Annotated in this window: 10 protein-coding genes; 3 read left to right on the plus strand and 7 right to left on the minus strand. The window is 47.2% G+C overall.

Features of this window, described 5'->3' with window-relative positions; genetic code table 11:
* Positions 1-10 precede the first annotated feature (10 nt).
* The 3 genes from B7P33_RS08565 to B7P33_RS08575 all read left to right on the plus strand — a co-directional run bounded on the left by B7P33_RS08565 (position 11) and on the right by B7P33_RS08575 (position 3906).
* Positions 11-1441 carry an NAD-dependent succinate-semialdehyde dehydrogenase gene (locus B7P33_RS08565; protein WP_216359371.1) on the plus strand — a complete coding sequence of 477 codons (1431 nt, stop codon included), beginning with the start codon at positions 11-13 and terminating at the stop codon, positions 1439-1441.
* 114 nt (positions 1442-1555) lie between these two features.
* The gene (locus tag B7P33_RS08570) at positions 1556-2767 is read left to right on the plus strand and encodes an aromatic ring-hydroxylating oxygenase subunit alpha (protein ID WP_216359372.1); all 1212 of its coding nucleotides are present in this window, start codon (positions 1556-1558) and stop codon (positions 2765-2767) included.
* Positions 2768-2829: 62 nt separating this feature from the next.
* Positions 2830-3906: a ferredoxin--NADP reductase gene (locus tag B7P33_RS08575; RefSeq protein ID WP_097441563.1), complete on the plus strand. Its 1077-nt coding sequence runs from the start codon at positions 2830-2832 to the stop codon at positions 3904-3906.
* 1 nt (position 3907) lies between these two features.
* On the opposite strand, the gene B7P33_RS08580 is transcribed toward B7P33_RS08575, so the two are convergent.
* The 7 genes from B7P33_RS08580 to B7P33_RS08610 form a co-directional block, all read right to left on the minus strand.
* Positions 3908-4963: a glycoside hydrolase family protein gene (locus tag B7P33_RS08580; protein ID WP_097441564.1), complete on the minus strand. Its 1056-nt coding sequence runs from the start codon at positions 4961-4963 to the stop codon at positions 3908-3910.
* Between the two features lie 88 nt (positions 4964-5051).
* On the minus strand, positions 5052-6479 hold the full coding sequence (locus B7P33_RS08585; protein WP_097441565.1) for a purple acid phosphatase family protein: 1428 nt from the start codon (positions 6477-6479) through the stop codon (positions 5052-5054).
* Positions 6480-6580: 101 nt separating this feature from the next.
* A complete protein-coding gene (locus tag B7P33_RS08590) occupies positions 6581-9784 on the minus strand; it encodes a TonB-dependent receptor (RefSeq protein WP_172435898.1) in 3204 nt (1067 codons plus the stop codon).
* A 150-nt stretch (positions 9785-9934) separates the two neighbouring features.
* Entirely contained in the window at positions 9935-11041 is a 1107-nt protein-coding gene (locus B7P33_RS08595; RefSeq protein WP_097441567.1) for a FecR family protein, read from the minus strand.
* 78 nt (positions 11042-11119) lie between these two features.
* On the minus strand, positions 11120-11671 hold the full coding sequence (locus tag B7P33_RS08600; RefSeq protein ID WP_097441568.1) for an RNA polymerase sigma-70 factor: 552 nt from the start codon (positions 11669-11671) through the stop codon (positions 11120-11122).
* A gap of 159 nt (positions 11672-11830) precedes the next feature.
* Positions 11831-12751, minus strand: a complete 921-nt coding sequence (locus B7P33_RS08605; RefSeq protein ID WP_097441569.1) for a PorP/SprF family type IX secretion system membrane protein — start codon at positions 12749-12751, stop codon at positions 11831-11833.
* A 2-nt stretch (positions 12752-12753) separates the two neighbouring features.
* Positions 12754-20463 (minus strand): BspA family leucine-rich repeat surface protein, encoded by a 7710-nt coding sequence (locus B7P33_RS08610; RefSeq protein WP_097441570.1) that lies wholly within the window; start codon positions 20461-20463, stop codon positions 12754-12756.
* Positions 20464-20561: the final 98 nt, after the last annotated feature.

The raw sequence follows: 20561 nt of genomic DNA on the forward strand, positions 1-20561 counted from the left end.
CCATAGCATCATGCCTATTCAAACCCTGAACCCCTATACCAATAAAGTAGAACAAGTTTTTGAACCCCACACGTCCGAGCAGATCGACACGGTAATCAGTACGGCCCACAACGCCCATCTAAGCTGGAAGAACACCCCCATTGCCAGGCGATGCGAACTGGTTAGTAAACTGGCCAATGTTCTGCGCGATGAGGCCGACCGTTGGGCCCGAATCCCGGTAATTGAAATGGGGAAACTCTATCGCGAAAGCCTGGATTGGGAAGTTGATATCTGCGCCCAAATTTGCGAGTACTATGCCAAAAACGGTAAAAAATTCATGGCCCCCGATACCTTAAAGCGCAGCTTACTCAGTGGTTCTACCGTGGTAGAAAAGCACCCCATAGGTGTACTTTTCGGCATAATGCCATGGAACTATCCGTACTATCAAATCTTTCGCTTTGCCATACCTAACGTCATTGCCGGAAACACCATTATTCTAAAACATGCCTCCAATGTACCCCAATGTGGTATGGCCGTAGAGGAGATGTTCAAAAAGGCCGGGTTCCCCGAAGGGGTATACACCAATGTATTGGTTTCTGGTTCTAAGGCCGCCCAGCTTATAGAGCACCCCCATGTAAAAGGGGTTTCACTAACGGGTAGCGAGGCCGCAGGGGCCAAAGTGGCCGAGTTGGCCGGTAAGCACCTTAAAAAGGTGGTCATGGAATTGGGAGGTAACGACCCCTTTATCGTGCTAGACGATGCCGATATCGACTATGCGGTGGAATTAGGACTCTTGGGGCGTTTTTTCAATACCGGTCAAACCTGTATCGCCTCAAAACGATTTATCATCCATGAAAAGGTATACGACGAATTCCTAACCAAATTCAAGGCCGCCTTTGCCTATTTTCAACCGGGCGACCCCATGGAATACAAAACCATGTATGCCCCCATGAGTAGTATGGCCGAATTGGACTACCTGCATCAATTGGTAACCAAAGCCCAAGAGCAAGGGGCCACCTTGGAAGCCGGAGGTAATCGCATGCCCGATCTCGAAGGGGCCTGGTATGCCCCGACCATACTGGCCAATGTTACACCGGATATGGATGTTTACCATCAGGAGTTGTTCGGGCCGGTAGCGGTTTTCCATAAAGTAGCTAATGACCAAGAGGCCATTGCCCTGGCCAACGATTCGGAATACGGACTTTCATCAGTGGTGATGTCCAAAGACAATAAACGAGCCGATAGCGTGGCCCAACAATTGGAGGCCGGTATGACTTTTGTAAACTGCCCTAGTATTACAGAACCGGAAACCCCTTTTGGTGGAATAAAGAATTCGGGTTACGGCAGGGAATTGGGCCAAATGGGCCTAGATGAGTTCATTAACCGAAAAACCGTTCGTAAAATTCCGGTATGGGCCTTTAAAATGTTATTGAAAAAACAGAAAAAGGCCTTAATGGGTTAATATCGAGTCGATTATTGCAAAAACACCCCTTCCTATTTCAAATTTTGATATAGGTCAAAGGGGTTGTGTATCAATTTATTGATCTTGCCGACCATACTTTAATCCTTACTCGAAATGGAACGGACAAAACCCATGATGCATGCCCTTCCGGTTGAAGCCTACACCTCCCAGGAATGGTTCGACCTAGAAATGAAGACCCTTTTCAGTACCACTTGGCAATTTGCCGGCTTGGTCGAAGATATTCCCGAACCCGGAGATTATATTTCGGTGCAGGCGGGCAACAACAACATCTTTATCGTTAAGGGTAGGGACCATCGTCTGAGGGCCTTCCATAATATGTGCCGCCATAGGGGAACGCAACTGCTAAGGGCTGTGGGTAAAACACAAAAGGCCATTACCTGTCCGTATCACGATTGGACCTACGATCTAGAGGGTAAGTTAATCAGCCTACCCAAAAAGGAAGTCGAGTTTCCGGAGCTAAAAGACAAAAAACTGCATGAATGCGGACTGAACCTTCACGAAGCCTCCGTAGGTATCTTTAAAGGTATGTTGTTCGTTCATCCCGATAAGGACGCCCCCAGTATCATGGAGTTCTTTGGGGAGGTAGAACCGTACCTAGGACCCCATGTAGTTGAGGAACTGATGGAGTATACCGAAAAGCCGAATGAAGTTGCCTATACCAAAGAGATCAACGCCAACTGGAAGATTATCGTAGAGAATTATATAGATCATTACCATTTGGCCCATTTGCATGAAACTACCTTGAATATGTACGATCATGCCAAGGCCGAATTTGGTTGGGCCGGACCGCATTATTGGTTTTACGAACCTCTGATGCCCGACTATTTGGCCGATATCGATAATGCCGCCCTTTACCCCTTGATCAAAAGCGTGCCCCGCGAGCAAATAGGTGCCTATGTACCCTGGTTGTTCCCCAATATCGGAATTACCGAAGACGAGGCCGAATGGAACACCTTCCATTTGACCCCATTGGCACCCGACCGTACCTTGTTGGTCATCCGGTCTAAGACCGAGCCAGCCAGTGAACGTGAATACGCCGCACAAGCCAGTAGATCGAACCGAAGCCCGGTTTGGAGCAAATACGGTAACCGGGGCAAATACGACGGCGATTGGGAAGATGACCCCATGGCCTCGGGCGACTTTATGCTGGAAGATGTTTATGCCTGCGAACAACAACAAAAATCGTTGAGTTCACCACTGTTTCAAATCGGTGCCACGGCCCAAAGGGGCGAATATGCCGTAAAACGCTTTCAAGAAGAAGTGTACAAACATATGGCGGCCCACGGTGCCTTTGACAAGAAATAAATCTACCCTAACCACCAAACGAGAACCATTATTTTAAAAAACTACCCGATAAACCCTATCGCATGTCCACTTTCCACTCCTTAAAAATCATAGATAAAAAAGACGAAACCGCAGAGTCGGTTAGCCTGGTTTTCGAGATACCCACAACCCTAAAGTCCGATTTCACCTATAAGGCAGGGCAATACCTAACCCTTAGGTTCCGAATCGAGGGGGAAGACGTACGCCGCTCCTACTCCATTTGCAGTGCCCCGACTAACGATGGCCCCATGCGAATCGGGGTAAAACGGGTTAAAAACGGATTGGTCTCCAACCATATCTCCGATACGCTTCAGGTGGGGGACCAGGTGGAGGTAATGCCCCCCAACGGTCGTTTTTTCGTAACACCGGACCAAGCGAATTATAAAACCTATTATCTCTTTGCCGCTGGGAGTGGTATTACGCCGATATTGGCCATCTTAAAGACCATTCTCCACCAAGAAACACGCAGTTATGTGTATTTGATGTACGGTAACCGCGACATGAAATCGGCCATGTTCAAAACGGAGCTCGACGATTTACTGGAAGCCTATAGCGACCGTTTTTTTATGACCCATATCTTAAGTCGTAGCCGTAGTAGCTGGCTCGATATGCTCCGTAAAAAAGATGAGGACCATAGAAAAGGCCGTATAGACACCCTGTCGGTAAAAGGTTTCGTAAACGATTACCAACCCTATGCCCAAGACACCGAATATTATATCTGCGGCCCCGGTACCATGATCGAAAACACCAAAACCGCCCTAAAAGAGATCGATGTACCCGACTCGCGAATCCATTTCGAAAGTTTTGGTGACACCACCTCAGAAGCTAGTGGTATTGGGGTATCCCAAGCCCAATTGGAGGCCCATTTAAACGGTGAAAAGATCAACGTCCCTATGAAGGAAGATCAAACCATTCTACGCGCCTTAATCGAAGCCGGGAAAGAACCACCCTACTCTTGTGAAGGTGGGGTATGCTCTACCTGTGTCTGTAAGCTGGAAAGCGGTAAGGTTCATATGAAAGCCAACATGACCCTAGACGAAAAAGAGGTGGCCCAAGGCTTTATCCTAAGCTGTCAAAGCCTTCCCCTAACCGAAAAGGTGGTGGTGCGGTATAAGGAGTAGGTTATTGCTCTTCAAACCGCAACACATAACTTACCGTACTTGCCCCTCCATGAATATTGGTGCCCGACGGTACGAACAAGTGGGTAGGGCAGCCTTGGGAATCCAATAGTAATTGTGGACGTTCGAATTTACCCCGCATACCCCCATAGTGAAAACTGTAATCTTTGGGCAAGGTCCCTTCGGGCAAATAGTCTTTCATCAAATGGAACGCTTTGGTTGGCGAACCAAAATTGATACCGTCTTCCGAAGCCCACAATAAGCCGCCACCCCTTTGGATCATACCATGGTTATCGGTGGTCATCAGGTAAAATTTACCCCCGCAACTAAAGGCATAACCATCTTCTATAACCCGGTCATTGTTCGTAATCGGTACCGGCAATTGCACATATGGCCCTTCGAGGTTTTCGGCAACGGCCAAACCCATGGTAGAAATTCCCTTTTTCTGGGTTTTGTAATACAGGTAATAGCCCCCGTTAGTATGGGGTAATAGAGCCGGGTTGTTGACCCCGTTGCCCGGATTAAAATTCCAATAATCGGGGTTGGCGGGAGGTTGTAAGATCATACCATCTCGACCTACTTTTTTCCATGGGCCGTAAACCGACTTAGACACCAACATGCCTATGCGCTGATTGGCCGGCATATGTTCCAATCCGTCGTTAGAGATATAGGTCAGGGCATAACCGTCTGCCACTTTTTTAATATTGGGATTGTGAATTCCCATACGATCCCAACTATGCCTACCCGATGGCGACAAAACCACCTTTAAAAATGTAAAGGGTTTTTCGGGATGGTCCGATACGTAATGGGCAATCTCACTATGGGTTTTCCATCCAGGTACCACCCCAATGCTATCGGGCCAACGTGCGGCAAAAATATGCACTTTACCATCTTCACCATAAATGGGGGAACTACCCCAAACGTGATAGCCCGGGTCATGTACCGCCACACCAACATATTCCAATAAATCTGCCGTTCCACCATCGAGGTCTAGGGCTTGTGCATAACCCGAAAGGAAACATAGGAATGAAATGACAATAAAAAAGGTTTTCCGGAACATTTTCGTAGTATTTATGTTTGGAAGTTAGTTTAGTTCAAGAAATAACCCATGAAAACTTGTTGTTTGTAACTAAAACCTTAAAATTTGGTTAGTCTCCCTTGGTTTTTCCTTGCTTCCTTTTTTTATAGGCCTTAAAGCGTTTTTCGTAATCGTCGAAATCGGCATCTGTCCAGTCTTTGGTGCGTTTTAGGGGTAGATCTACCGCCTCTTTAACCCCTTGGGGCGCTTGTTCGGAAAAGGTATTACGCCCCCGATAATCTTTTTGTAACTCAAAAGCATCGTACAAATCGCCAATGGCGGTATAGGCTTCGTACCTCAGCGTATTATCTTCAATCTTAATCAATTGATACAGCTGGGTGTTAGAGGCCGAACGGTCTACCCAAGGGTAAAAACTACTGTCGTACATCTTGGGACCACTGACCGATACCACATACACCGGGCCTTTGTCCCCTTTGTATTGGGCGCCATAGTCTTTGTTGGTACCACGCCCATAGGTATGATCGTGCCCTTGGAGCACCAAATCTACCCCATACTGCTCGTACAGCGGTTGCAGGGCCGTCCGTAGTTTTAGGTTTTCGGGCCCCTTACGAGCCGAGTACAAGGGGAAATGATGGGTGACCACCGTCCATTTTTTGGGATTGTTTTTCAACACCTTTTCCAACCATTGGCGTTGTACCTCCATGGTTTCGGGATGATAACGGGCCGCGCAACTATTTAGACTGATCAGCCGCATATCGTGATAATCGATAAAGTAGACCGTTTCGCGCAGTTCCGGAATTCCCGCGGGCCCATTTTCGGGTAAACGGAAGCTCTGTTGCCAATAGGGCGACAATTTTTTATGCCTGTCCAATCGGTCACCGGCCACACTATCGTAATATTCATGATTGCCCGGGGTCATTACCGAAGGTACGCTGCCATTGATCCAGCCCGCGGCATGGTACCATTCGCCCCATTCCGAATCGCGGTTAGATCGGTTGATCAGATCCCCGGCATGCAACATAAAATCTACCTGTGGCATAGTACCATAGGCCTCCCTTACCACCCGCGACCACATAGATTTCAACTCGGTTTGGGAATCGCCGAAATAGAGAAAGGAAACGGGGCCGGCATCGGCCCTGGCAGTCGTAAAATGGAACCATTCACTCCAGTGGCTACCATCGCCCACCCTATAGGCGTATTTGGTATCGGGTTTTAAATCGGTAAACACCAACTCATGCTGTTTGGCTACCACATGATCTTCCAAATGAGGGATATTCTCAAAAAAACTGGACGTGGCCCATATCGTTTTTACGGATTTTCGAAAATCGGGCGAGCCCGTGGCCTGTGCGAACTGGGCCTGTGCCTGGGTTACCGAAGTATCGGTACGCCAACTTACCGCTTGCGAACTTGCCGGTGTGGCAGTGAGGGTCAATATAATCCTATCGGGTACCGGGCTAGGGGAAAATTCTCCATTTTGGGCACAAACCCTACTGGAAACCATGACCAAAGCCATAGCAAGCATTACATATTGTTTCATAATATATAGATTGTTAAAAAAGGAGGGCCATGATCGACCCTCCCTATATAAGCTAGGCAACACACACCTAGCAACTCAAACCAACTCCAATTGAACCTGAATTAAAACTTAAAGCGCAGACCGGCCAACCAACGGGTACCGTTGATCTCGTATTGGTTCAATCTATTGGGAATACCATCGAGGTAACTGCGGTTGCCCTCATTGGTGATATTGATCCCTTCTATGGTAAAACTGAGGTTTTTGGTAATCTCATAAAAAGCCGAAAGATCGAAACGCTGGTTCGCATCGGTCCACCTTCCATTGATCCCCCTATTGGGCGATTCGTTAAAGGCATCGCGGAAATTATAGGCAAAACGGATACCGAAACCATACTTTTCATAAAAAGCGATGGCATTGTATACCTTTTCGGAAGTTCCCCCAATTACATTGTCGTTTTCATCCTTGGCATCGGTATAGGTAAAGTTGGCCTGCATACCCAAACCATCGAAGGGCGATGGTAAAAAGGAGAAAAATTGCGAAGCACTCAATTCGAACCCTTTGATGGTTCCGTCGGCATTGATCGGACTGGTCAATATGGCATCTACCACTTCGGGTTCCAAGGTTATGGGGTTTAGGATCTCTACCTGAACCACTTCCTCATTACTATCGAATGCGGTTAGATCCTTAACATCTTTAAAGAAAACACCCGCCGAGAAAACACTTCCGGAATTGTTGTAGTATTCAAAGGAAACATCGACCTGGTTGGCCATAAACGGATCTAATTCCGGATTCCCGTTAAAAGCGTTATACGGACCTTCTGAAACTATCTCCCCCGTATCGTCAAATTCGACATCGTTCACATTGAATGCCGCTCGGGTGTCTTCGGGGGCCGGCCGTTTCATAACACGGGCCAAGGCCACACGGGTCAGGAACTTATCCGAAAGCTCCAAGGCGATATTGAAACTGGGCAATATCTCGGTATATTGATTGCCCGCCGTAATAATGGCCCTTTCGAATAGCTCGGAATCGAAATCGCGATCGTTCACCACACTTACCCCGGTAGATTCGAAATCGGTACCTACGACCCTTACCCCAATGTTACCACGGAAAGGCTTACCAAACATAGTACCCCTAAGGTTCGATTGTACATAGGCCGCCCAAGAATCGAAAGAGGTATTGTAATTGTCCTCGAACAAGCGATCGGTACGGTCGGCGGCAGATTCGATCAAACCTTTGGATTGTGCCAATTCATAGGCCGCGTAAGAATCTGGATAAAGAAAGGGACCAAAACCGGCTATTTCGAGTTTTTCGCCGTAATCGCTAGGGGAATTACGAAGGTTGTCGAAAACCGAACTTACATCTGAGAACTCGCCGGTAAAAATCTGTCCGGGACGGTTTCTATCCTCGTCACGATCTAAATAGCGGGCACCGAATTCCAGTTCCTTAAAAATACCTTGATTCCAGTCGTAGGTAAAATCGGTTTGGGCCGCAGTCTGTTTGTGATCATAAAGATCAAAACTACCCCCGGCACTGAAACTAACGCGGTTATCCGGATTATTAACATCGTAAATATCTGGGTCGTTAATATCGAAATTGGTGGGGTTGATGAGGGTAAAACCAGCGTCGCCGCCCGAAAGACGGTATCCAAAGGTCTCCCCAGGGCCCAAAAGCCCGTTTAAACGACTTTCGATACGGGCATCGCCCTTGGTAATTTCCTCCACGGTATTTTGGGAATAACTTAACCCTAAAGACCCTTTTAAACGATCGGAGAATTGATAGTCGGCCCCAAAGCCAAATAACTTCAACTCTTCGGTATCTTCCCGAACCGAACTTCTCGACAAAAGTGAAATATCGCTGAACTGGGCCTCGACAATGGTATTGTTTTCATCGACCACAGCAGAACCGGGCACCAAGACATCATCCATCATTCGGCGCCATTGGATCTCGTTCTGGCTAAACTGTCGGAACTTTTTCTTTTTGGATAGGGTTCCGTTAAAGTAGAGGTTCAACTGCTCGGTAGGTTGATATTGAAGTGCCAAATTAAAAGTGGCCTGATCGTTTTCCCTCTCGTTATATCGGCTCCTCGATTTTTCGGGATACAGGAACTCTTGGCCATCCTGACCCAAATCGGTATCGCGGTACCCACCCGACCTATCGTCGTGATAGGCATCCCTTCGGTACTTTCGCTTTCCGCCCTGAAACCCGAGTATGACCCCGAACTTATCGTTGAAAATGTGGCCCAATTGCACCGAACCATCTGGGGTTACACTGCCCTCCAAAGATTCGTAATTGGCCCGTAACCTACCCGTTATCACGGTTTCCTTTTCCAGCTCCAAGGGTTTGGCGGTCACAATATTCACGGTACCCCCGACACCACCTTCGATCTGTTTGGCGGTCGGACTTTTATATACTTCCAAAGAGGTGGCGAGATCGGCCCCAAGCAAGCCTACATCGAGCCCGTCGCTATCGTCGGCCGCCGCCCCTGGACCAATACCCGATCCGTTTACGGTGATTTTGGTAAAGAAAGATGAAAGTCCGCGTACGCTTACCTCCCGGCCCTCGTTATCTTGGCGGGTCAGTTGTACCCCGGTTACCCGCTGTAGGGCATCGGCAATATTGGGATCGGGCATTTTACCCATATCTTCGGCAGAAATCGCGTCTACGACCTGGTTAGCCTCCCTTTTGATCTTGGAAGCCTTGGCAAAACTGGCCCTATAACCGGTTAGTACCACCTCATCGAGTTCGGCGGCATCTTCCTCCATGCCCACATTCAAGGTCTTGGAACTGCCCACAGACTTTTCAATGGTCTTAAAACCCAAAAAGCTAAAAACCAATACATCGCCGGATTGGGCTTCAATCTCGTAGGCTCCGTTGAAATCGGTGATTACCCCACTCGAAGATCCTTTAACATGCACCGTTACGCCCGAAAGTGGCACGCCCTTATCGTCGCGTACTACCCCCTTGACCAGGGCCTGAAAATCATCGGCACTCGGCCAAATGTAGTCCAGAATCGATTTGGGTTTGGGCCGTACCCCTTTGATCAATACTTGTTTTTTAATGATATCGTACTCCAAGACCTCATCGGGAAACATCAGATCCAGTACGTCTTTGATCTTTACTTGTTCTACCTTTAGATCCATACGACGGGCCGCATCGATCTCCTCGGTTTTGTAGAAGAACGAAAAATCGCTTTGGGCCTCGATCGCCTCAAAGATTTCGGCCACCGACGCATCGGTAAGATCCAGACTGACTTTTTGCTTCTGGGCATAGGTATTGGCCTGTATTTTAAACAGCGCCAAAAGAATTAATAAGGCAGAGAGCTTCATTTTTCTGTGTTTTTTCAGAAAGCCCCTGAGTACTCGGGGGAATAACCTCGAATTTTCCATAAATTTGAAATGATTTTGATTGGTAACGTAATTGAAATCGATCCTACCGGGTAACATGGCCGTGTTTCCCGGTTTTTATTTTTTCTATACTCAGTTGTTTTTAGGGTTATATATGTAGATTTTATTTTCTGCTATATGATAGTCGAAACCGACGCTTTCTTGAAACACTTCCAAGACCTCATAAATGTCCTCATCGGTAAAGCGACCACTAAAACGGGTCTGTTCCATGGCCTTGAAATCATTGATTATACTCACATTGTACCGGCGTTCTATACCGGAAACGATATCGCCAAAGGCCTGGTCGCGGAACCTAAAGATGCCTTGGGTCCAGTCGAGATAGTCGTTGGGATCAACCGTTTGTTTTTGAATACCACTAGATGATAGCGCCGCCATTTCGCCCGGCACCAGATTTAATACGGGGCTTCCGTCGCCTTCGCCAACCTGTACACGACCTTCTACTAAAACCACATAGTTTTCCTTCGCAAAGCTATTAACGCCGAATGCCGTGCCGAGTACTTCGATTTGCATCCCATCTATAGCTACCACAAAAGGTCTTTCGGCATCTTTGGCCACATCTAAATAGGCCTCCCCGGTAATGGAAACCTGTCGTTGTCCCGTTTGGCCGAATTTAACCGGAAACTTTATGGAACTTCCCGCATTAAGTCGCACCGCCGTACCATCGGAAAGTTCTAATGAAAATGTTTTTCCATGAGGTATCCGTAGTTCGTTATAAACCAGGGTGGTAGCCGAACCTTTTTCGTAACTCAGGGAGTTTTGGTGGTGAATGGCCTTACCCAAGCCGTCGAAATCTATACTTTCGACTTTCCCGGACTCCGTTAAGGGTATGGCACCCGAGTCGGTAGTTAAAACAATACGGTTCTCGGGAAATTGTAACTGTGGTACTTCTTCTTTTACCCACCATGTTCCCAGGCCATAAAGTCCGATCAAAATGGCGATCGCTGCGGCCAATTTTAACCAAAGCCTGCCGCGCCCCTTAAGTGAATCTTGACTTAATCTGTGCTGGAAATCGAGCCAGAGTTCATCCGCTATGGTATCCTGCTCGCTTAAAATCGCTTCCTTGGTCTTCGATTCGTTTTGAAAGGACTCCAGAAAAGATTCCAACAGCAATTTCTCCTCAGGGGAACAGTTGCCAGATTGGTATTTATCGAAAAGTTCTTGGGCCTTTTTCTTGTCCATTACTACAGGTTCTCATTCCAATAGTGTCGAGAATAAGGAAAGGGTACTACTTGAATCCGAAAAAAAAATGAAAATTTTCTATAGCCCCCAAAAAAGTAAGAGTATGGGCCAAACGATATTCTCCTGAAGATTTTCGCGGAGAACGCCCAGGGCATGGGTAATATGGTTTTTCACCGTTTGCAGGGAAACCCCCATTTTTTCGGCAATTTCCTTGTGGGTCTGATCATCGAACCGACTGAGTTCAAATGCCTGCCTACACTTGGGCGGTAACTTGGCTATTTGAGATTTGATTTCGCGTTGTAATTCGGCCATTTCCATTTGGGCATGGGCCGATAGGCTACGATCTAAAATCTCTAATCGGGCCAGATCTTGTAGACTCGGACCCTTTTTACGCAAATGCGCAAAGAGTTGGTATTTTACCGCTTGAAACAGGTAGGCCCGAGGATTGGCCAAGGTAATTTGGTCCCGTCTGACCCAGAGCTCGGTAAACACATTTTGCACCATATCGCGGGCCAATTCTTTATCGCCAACCACATTCTGGGCATAGCGCAACATTTCGGAAGCATGGGCCTTATAGACCGCTTCGAATGCCTTGGGGTGTGCTAAAATCGTTGTGGTTTTCGTTTCCATTTTTAGGCCCGTTCAACAACAGGAAAATCCCTTCTAGAATTCGGTATCCCTATCTGGTTTGCCAATTTAGCAAAAGAAGACAGAATTGGATATCGAATCCTTATTTTCGGCTATAAGATAATGATTTCTTAATAGTCGAACAGATTCCTAAAGCTGGGACTACTCGCTAACAAACCCTTTACCCGCCCGATAACTAAGTACGATACCATGGGTAGCGCCCAAGGGGGAACCCGACTCGTTACGGGTATAATTGTACAGGGCCCTGATGTTTTTCATTATATAAAACCCAGCCATGGCCGTAAACGAACTATTGGTACGATAGCCTGCCCCGATCTCGATCATACTTTTGATACTTAAGGAAAGGTTCACATCGACTTGAAAAGGGGCACCGGACTCATATTTGAACAACATACTGGGTTTTAAGATATAATCGGGACTATAGCGATCCAAGACAAAATGGTATCCGGTATACCCATAAATGGGTTTGGATAGTTTTAGATTATCTTGGTTAGAAAAGCTATCCCCAATCAAATTTGGTATGGAGACGCCTGCAAAGAAATTGGCATGCCCGAACATAACCCCAGCACCCGCCATGGGCATGGTCGAATTGATATTCTCAGAAAAATTGGGGTCATCGGTAATGCCCAAACTCAATAAATTCTGATCGTACATAAGCACACCGGCTTGTAGACCAAAGGAAATAAAAGAACGGTCGTAGACCTTCCAATACGGATAGGCATTATCGTTCAATATTATACGATACGAATAGGCCCCGTAAATCTGGGTAGCGGTGGTTACCCCCACCTTATCGTTGATTACAGCCGCGCCCAAGCCCATGTTCCTATCCCGAATGCCACTATGGGCCGAGAAAGAAAAGGTCTTTGGCGCCCCGTCAAATTCCGAGCTACCAAAACCGATATTGCTCAGGTTGGCCTCCCAATCGCCTTGAATACCCGCATAGGCCGGATTCACCAAAAAAGGATTGTAATTATATTCGGTAAAAGTGGGCGTCTGCTGGCCCCAAACCGAAACACTGACCCAAAACAAAAGTAGGAATGGATGGTATAAAAATCTGGTCATGATTATCGTTTAAGGACTAGGAACCCTTGGGTTGCCTTTAGGTTATGGGATTCAGGAATATCGATTTGGAAGAAATAGGTGCCTTCGGGTAAGGTACCCCCACCCCTGTTGGTAAGTTGGTTGGCCTGGCCCCGAAATACCTGTGAAACATTGTCGTAACCCGATATCTTAAATACGGCATCGCCCCATCTGTTGTATATGGTCACCACGTTATTAGGGTATTGTTCTATTCCTTTGATTTCCCAAAATTCGTTGATACCATCGCCATCGGGAGAGAAACCATATTGGGTCTCTACTTCGGGTTCTTCTATAGTGGTAAACGACTGTTCGTCACAGCCCGTAGCATCGCCATCTTCGTTATAGGGAATTATGGTTACAAAAATTTCACTTTCGAATGGTAAATCGGTAGCCAATTGATAACTGGTCAAAAGGCCCACATCTACCAAGGGCAATAGATCATCACCGCCGGGAGAAGTCCCCACGCCAAGGTGGTAGCCTGTGGCCGTATCTATGGCCTCCCATTCCAAAACCGTGTCCACAGCTACTTCGGTGTCTCCTGTGGCCGGATGCACCAAGGCACTACAGGGGGGCGGATTGGGTATACTTAGGGTCGTAAATCGGACCTCGTCGCAAAAGGCCGAAGTTCCTGCGGTATTATAGGCCTCTACCAATAGATAGAGGTCTTGCCCTTCGGGTAGGGGCTGTGACCACTGATAGGTGGTAACCGCGCCAACATCCATCGCATTTAATAGATTATATTGGCCTGACACGTTGCCCAAGGAAATACGGTAACCATCGGCTTGTGTAACCTCTTGCCACGAAAATGCGGTATCTATGGGTACGGCCGTATCGCCTTGGCTTGGGTATACCATTAACGGACAGTCTGGAATCGTTTGTGGGGGTACGGTTACAAAACTTTCTTCGGCGCAACCCAAGGCATCACCAGCGGTATTGTAAGGAACTATTGTTACGTAATAGGTTACGCTTTCTACCCATCCCGGGCCAAAACTATAGCTGGTTACATTGCCTACATCTTCGTTTAGGGTAATCTCACCGCCACCGTTTACCGAACCTACCGTAATTCGATAGCCTAAGGCCTCGGGTATGGCAGCCCATTCGATATTGGCATCCAATGGTACATTGATGGCCCCATTCAGCGGGGAGGTCATGGCCGTACAATTCGGTGGGGCAGCCCCATTAAGGGTGGTAAAACTATTTTCGGAACAACCACTGGCATCCCCCAGGGCATTGTAGGGCACTACACTGACATAAATGGTAGTGTTCTCGGGCAGGTCGTCCGGCAAATCGTAGGTGATATTGGCTCCCACGTCGACATTATCTACTATATCGTTACCCCCACTGCTTGTGGCCACGGTCAATCGGTAGCCGGTAGCCTCACCTAAGGGAATCCAGCTGATATCGGTATCCAAGGCAACCCCCACGGCATTGGGTGCAGGTACCAATAGGTTGGAACAGGCCGGTGGACTGGGTGCTACATTGGTATCGAAACGTTCTTCGGTACAACCTACGGCATCGCCCACCGCATTATAAGGGGTAATAGTAACGAATATGGGCGATAATCCCGGCAGATCGTTGGGTAAATCGTAAGTGGTTACGTTCCCCACATCTAACTGGTCTAGAATATCGTTACCGCCACTAGTGGTTCCCATACGTATTCGGTAGCCCGTGGCCGTGGCCGAAGCCGCCCAGGAAATATCGGAATCTACGAACACCCCGGTGGCATTGTTCGTAGGGTCGGTCAATTGGGTACAAGTCGGTAAAGTGGCCACGGTTTCCGTGGTAAAACTTTCTTCGGTACAACCCAAGGCATCCCCTTCAGCGTTATACGGAACAATCGTGACGAAATAGGTGGTCGATCCGTCCAATTCGGCGGCAAGGTCATAGGTTGTTATATTACCTACATTGGCCGCATTCAGAATATCGGTGGCACCGCTCGTGGTGCCCATATTAATCTTATAGCCAGTTGCCGTTGGTGACACGGTCCAAGACAAATCGATATCGACGGCTACATCGGTGGCTCCACTTAAAGGCGCCGTCAATTGGGTACAAGCCGGTACCGTGGCCACGGTTTCAGTGGTAAAACTTTCTTCGGTACAACCCAAGGCATCCCCTTCAGCGTTATACGGAACAATCGTGACGAAATAGGTGGTCGATCCGTCCAAATCGGCGGCAAGGTCATAGGTAGTTATATTACCTACATTGGCCACATTCAGAATATCGGTGGCGCCGCTCGTGGTGCCCATATTGATCTTATAGCCGGTTGCCGTTGGTGATGCTGTCCAAGATAAATCAGTATCGATAGCTACATCGGTGGCTCCGCTTAAAGGCGCCGTCAATTGGGTACAGGCCGGTACGGTGGCCACGGTTTCAGTCGTGAAGCTTTCTTCGGTACAGGTCGTGGCCGGTCCGTTGGCGTTATAGGGTACAATGGTCAGGTATACCGTAGTGTTTTCGGGTAGATCGGTGGCCAAATCATAAGTGGTCACATTACCTACATCCAAATTATCCAAAAGGTCATTACCCCCAGAACTCGTACCTAGGGTAAGCCTATAACCATCGGTATTGGCAGCAGCCGTCCAACTTAAATCGGTAGAAACGGCAATATCGGTTGCGCCGTTCAATGGGGATACCAAAGCCGTACAGGCTGGTGGATCATTCAGGGTACCGGCACCTGTCCTAAAGCTTTCTTCGGTACAGGCCAAGGCATCGCCAATATTGTTATACGGGATTATGCTTACATAATACGTACGATTGGTACGTAGGTCGTCGGGAAAGGAAAATGTAGTCGCATTGCCAACATCAACCTGATTTACTACTTCATTACCCCCTTGGGTAGTACCTACCACTACCAAATAACCGGTGGCATCGGCTACGGCATTCCACGCCAAGCCGGTATCGACGGGTACATTGGTAGTACCATTCAATGGATTGCTTAAAGTGGTACAAGCTGGTGGCACGGGTATTAACTCCGTGGTGAAAGAGGCTTCGGTACAGGCCGTGGCATCGCCTTCGGCATTATACGGGGTTAGGGTTACGAATATTTGGGTATCCTCTGGTAAATCGGTGGTTAGATCGTAGGTGGTTACATTGCCTAAGTCTACATTGGAAAGCACTTCATTACCCCCAGATGTAGTACCCACGGAAATTCGATAGCCATCGGCATTGGCCACAGGGGCCCAGCTTATATCGGTGGTTACCTCCACCTCCGTAGCGCCATCTACCGGAAGGGTCAAGACCGTACAATCGGGAACGGGAGCGATGATGGTATTGGTAATGGTAAAGCTTTCCTCGACACAACCCACGGCATCTCCTGTATCGTTATAAGGTACCAAGCTTACGAACACCGTATCGCCTGCATTAAAATCATTGGTAAAACTATAGGTGGTTTCGGTTACGGCCTCATTGTTTACCACGACCACATTACCGGGCATGGTCCTTACCGTTAACCTGTAACCACGCGCAAATAGGGCGCTATCCCAACTTAGGTTGGTGTTTTCGGGTACGTCTATGGCCCCATTCAAAGGGGAGGTCAATTGGGTACAGGCCGGAAGCGGACAATCCAACACATCGCCGGTGATGATCCAGCCATAGGTGTCGATTATAGCCTGTCGTTCTTCCAGGGCATCGCAATAGGGCAAGGTGGCCGCCCCAAATTGCAATCCGGGTGTAAGGGTCTGTTCAGACCAGGCAATAAGCGTATTGTCATAGTTAGTACGTGACAGCCCAGCATTGTCCAACATTTCTTGAACTTGGGTTACTTGGGCCATATTCCAATCGCCCAAATCTTGATCGAAAGCTGTGGCATTATCGAACATGGACCGCATGCTAGTAGTTCGAATATCCCATTGTTCCATGTTCTGGTTATAGGCCGAGGCATTTCGGAACATATAATCCATATTAGCGACGTTGAACACCCGCCAATTGTTCAGATTTTGATCAAAGGCCGTAGCCCCACTGAACATGGCCGACATATTTTCCACGCGACGCACGTTCCACGATCCAATGGCCGAATTAAAGCTGGTGGCGCCTTGGAACATACGCTCCATAGTGGTTACCGAGGCCACGTTCCAGGCATCCATACTTTGATTATAGGTCGTGGCATTTTGGAACATACCACCCAAAGTGGTGACAAAGGAAACATCCCATGCATTGAGGTTTTGATCAAAAACCGTAGCCCCATAGAACATTTCGAACATGTTCTGGGCTTCCCCCGTATCCCAGTTGCCCAAGGATCCGTTAAAACTTTCGGCCCCTTTGAACATGGCCTCAAAATCGGTTACCGAGGCCACATTCCAGTTATTCAATTCTTGATCAAAGGCCAAAGCCTCTTCGAACATAGATTCCATTAAGGTTACCGAACTTACATCCCAAGTATTTATAGGCTGATTAAACAGTTCGGCCTCTTCGAACATCGATGTCATATTGGCCACGGCGCTTACATCCCAATTGGCCAAAGGTTGGTTAAAACTTTCGGCATTTCGGAACATGGCGGTCATATTGACCACGGAGTTTACATCCCAAGTATTTAAGGGACTATTAAAGGCTACGGCATAGCTGAACATATACCGCATATTGGTTACATGGGTTACGTTCCAGTTGCTGATGTCTTGGTTAAAACTTCGGGCCGAGCTGAACATGGCCGACATATCGGTTACCTGGCCCACATTCCAATTGTTCAAGGGTTGGTCAAAACTACGGGCACTGGTGAACATATCACTCATATCGGTAACATTGGACACGTTCCAGGTGTTCAAGGGTTGATTAAAATCTACACATCGCTCGAACATCTCCGACATATTCGTCACTTGGGAAACATCCCAATTGTCTAGCGGTTGGTTGAAGGCCATATCGTATACAAAACCGTTGAACATGCCATGCATATCGGTCACATTGGATACATCCCAACTATTTAAGGGTTGGTTGAAGGACTCTGCCCTTTCAAATGCTTCGGACATATCGGTTACCGACGACACATCCCAGCCATCCAAAGGTTGATTAAAGGCCTTGGCTTGCTCGAACATACTCCGAATAGTAGTCACATTAGACATGTTCCAAGAATTCAAGGGTTGATTGAATTTGGAAGCCGAATAAAACATACTACTCATATGGGTAACATTGGAAACGTCCCAATTGTTTAAGGGTTGATCGAACTCGGAAGCCCCTACAAAGGTGGAAATCATATGGGTTACATTGGAGACATCCCAGTTATTGATGTCTCCATTAAACTCGCGACACCCACTGAACATACTCGTCATATGGGTAACTTGGGAAAGGTCGGGTACATCGGTGGCATTATAGGTCATATTACGACAACCATAGAAGGCACGTTCCATAGATTGCCACTGTTGGGTACCCCATTGGTCTATGGTCTGTAATTTAATGGCATCGGTATTGGAATAATCGTGATATGGCGCCGGGTAATCGCCAATAATCGATACCGTATACACGCCCGGATTGAGGTAGGTATGGGTAATATCGCCAGTTACATTGTTATTGTATTCACCATCGCCCCAATCTATGGAATAGTTGTAGCTTAAATAGTTCGGGTAGCCTGTATTGGCCTCGATCTTTAACTGATTGGCGTTGGTCGTGGATGAGCTGGTAACCGAAGTATCGTAAGTAAGTTTAAAGGCATCGGGACTGTTAACCCAACTATCTACCACGGTAAAACTCATTTCGGTACAACCCGTAGCCGGGCCTTCGGCATTGTATGGAACCACGGTAACGTAAACCGTATCGCCCGGAATAAATTCGTTGGTAAAAATAACTTTGACCACATTGCCTACATCCTCGTTGTCATAAATCACTTGGGTGGTTGCACCGTTTTCGCGCCGTATGCTAATGCGGTAACCCGTGGCATTGGGGGCCGGGGCCCATCGAATATCGGAATTGGCAGGCACATTGGTATCGCCATCCAAAGGTGCGGTAACCTGGGTACAGAGTACAAAAGAACAATTGGGAATATCGCCGGTAAAGTTCCAACTGTGGTCGTCTATCAATTCTTGACGGGCCGCCATACCATCGCAATACTTAAGCGCAGTTGCCCCAAAATTTATATTGTCCCTCACCGATTGGGTGGCCCAACCGATCAGTACGTTGTCGTAATTCTCTTGGGAAAGACCACTGTTGGAGAAAATATCGGTCATATTCGATACATTGGCAATATTCCAAGGGGCTAGATTCCGGTTAAAAACACTGGCCGAAAGGAACATACCATTCATATTGGAAGCCGCGGAAACATCCCAGCCACTGATGTCTTGATCGAATACCGATTGTGCAAAGCTGCGTTGAAAATTGGTTACCGCACTTACATTCCATAAATCCAAAGGCTGATTAAACGATTCAGATCTATAAAAGACATAAGACATATTGGTCACTTGAGATACATTCCAAGCATTCAGGTTTATGTTAAAAGTCTCGGTTTCTTGGAACATGGAGGCCATACTGGTCACATTGCCCACATTCCACCCGCTGATATCCTGGTTGAAAGCATCGGCCCTTTCGAACATTCGGTTCATATTCGTTACCTGGCTTACATCCCAATTATTTAGGGGTTGGTCAAAGTCCCGAGTATCCCTGAACATATTTGCCATATCGGTGACATTACTTACGTTCCAGGTATTTAGGGGTTGATTAAATACCATCGTGGCATAAAAGCCATCGAACATGCCACTCATATCGGTAACCGAAGACACATCCCATTGATCCAAGGGTTGGTTAAAATAGGTAGCCCTAAGGAACATATCGGACATATCTGTCACATTACTTACGTTCCAATTGTTAATGTTCTGGTTAAAATCGCAATATTGTGAAAACATGCCACTCATATCGGTAACCGCAGCAACATCCCAATTGTTCAAAGGTTGATCAAAGTCGGCACCCGCAAACATATCTACCATTAAGGTAACATTAGCTACGTTCCAGGTATTCAAGGGTCGGTTAAAACGATTGGCATAGGCGAACATACCACTCATATCGGTTACCTGACTAACATCCCAATTGCCAATAATCTGATTAAAATTATTGGCTGCACGGAACATATTCTTGGTGGTGGTTACCGAGGCGGTATTCCAATTGTCCAAGGGCTCATTAAAGAGATGGGCCCCGGAAAAAGTTTCCGACATATCGGTTACCGAAATCGTATTCCAATTGTCCAAGGGTCGGTTAAATATCTCGGCATCGGCAAACATGCCGGAGATATCTGCAATAGTACTTACATTCCAATGGTTAAGAATGCCGTTCATGGCCACAGCTTCACGGAACATATTCTTTAAACTGATGACTTGCGTAAGATCGGGTGCCGCAATGGCATCGAAATTAAGGTTGGTACAGCCGTAAAAGGCATTTTCGAAAGATTGCCAGGTGAGGTTTCCCCAATTGACTATTTCCAATATCTTTTCGCGATCCCCGCCATCATTAAAGTAAATGGCCGGAAATGTACCACTGATACGTACGGTGTAAATACCGGCACTGGCATAGGTATGGGTAATATCTCCAGTGACATTGGTATCGGAATTTCCATCGCCCCAATCTACCGCGTAATTATAGGTAAAGGCCGGATTAGTAGGTATCGTAATCTCCGTGTCCAATGAAACACCGGGCAGGGAAGTATCCCATCGGGTTTCAAAATCTTGGGCGGTTAGGGAAAGGGAAAAAAAGATAAGAACGAGCGACAACCATCGTACAAGCATAGGGAACTTAGGGTATTTCTAAAATTAGGACCAATTTGGCCGCTAAAACTAAGTTCCGTTTCTAGTTAGGGAAACATAATGTTGTCAAAAGCAAGATT

Origin of the sequence: Sediminicola luteus, assembly GCF_002514735.1 — a bacterium.
In the GTDB taxonomy this organism is placed as follows: domain Bacteria; phylum Bacteroidota; class Bacteroidia; order Flavobacteriales; family Flavobacteriaceae; genus HQA918.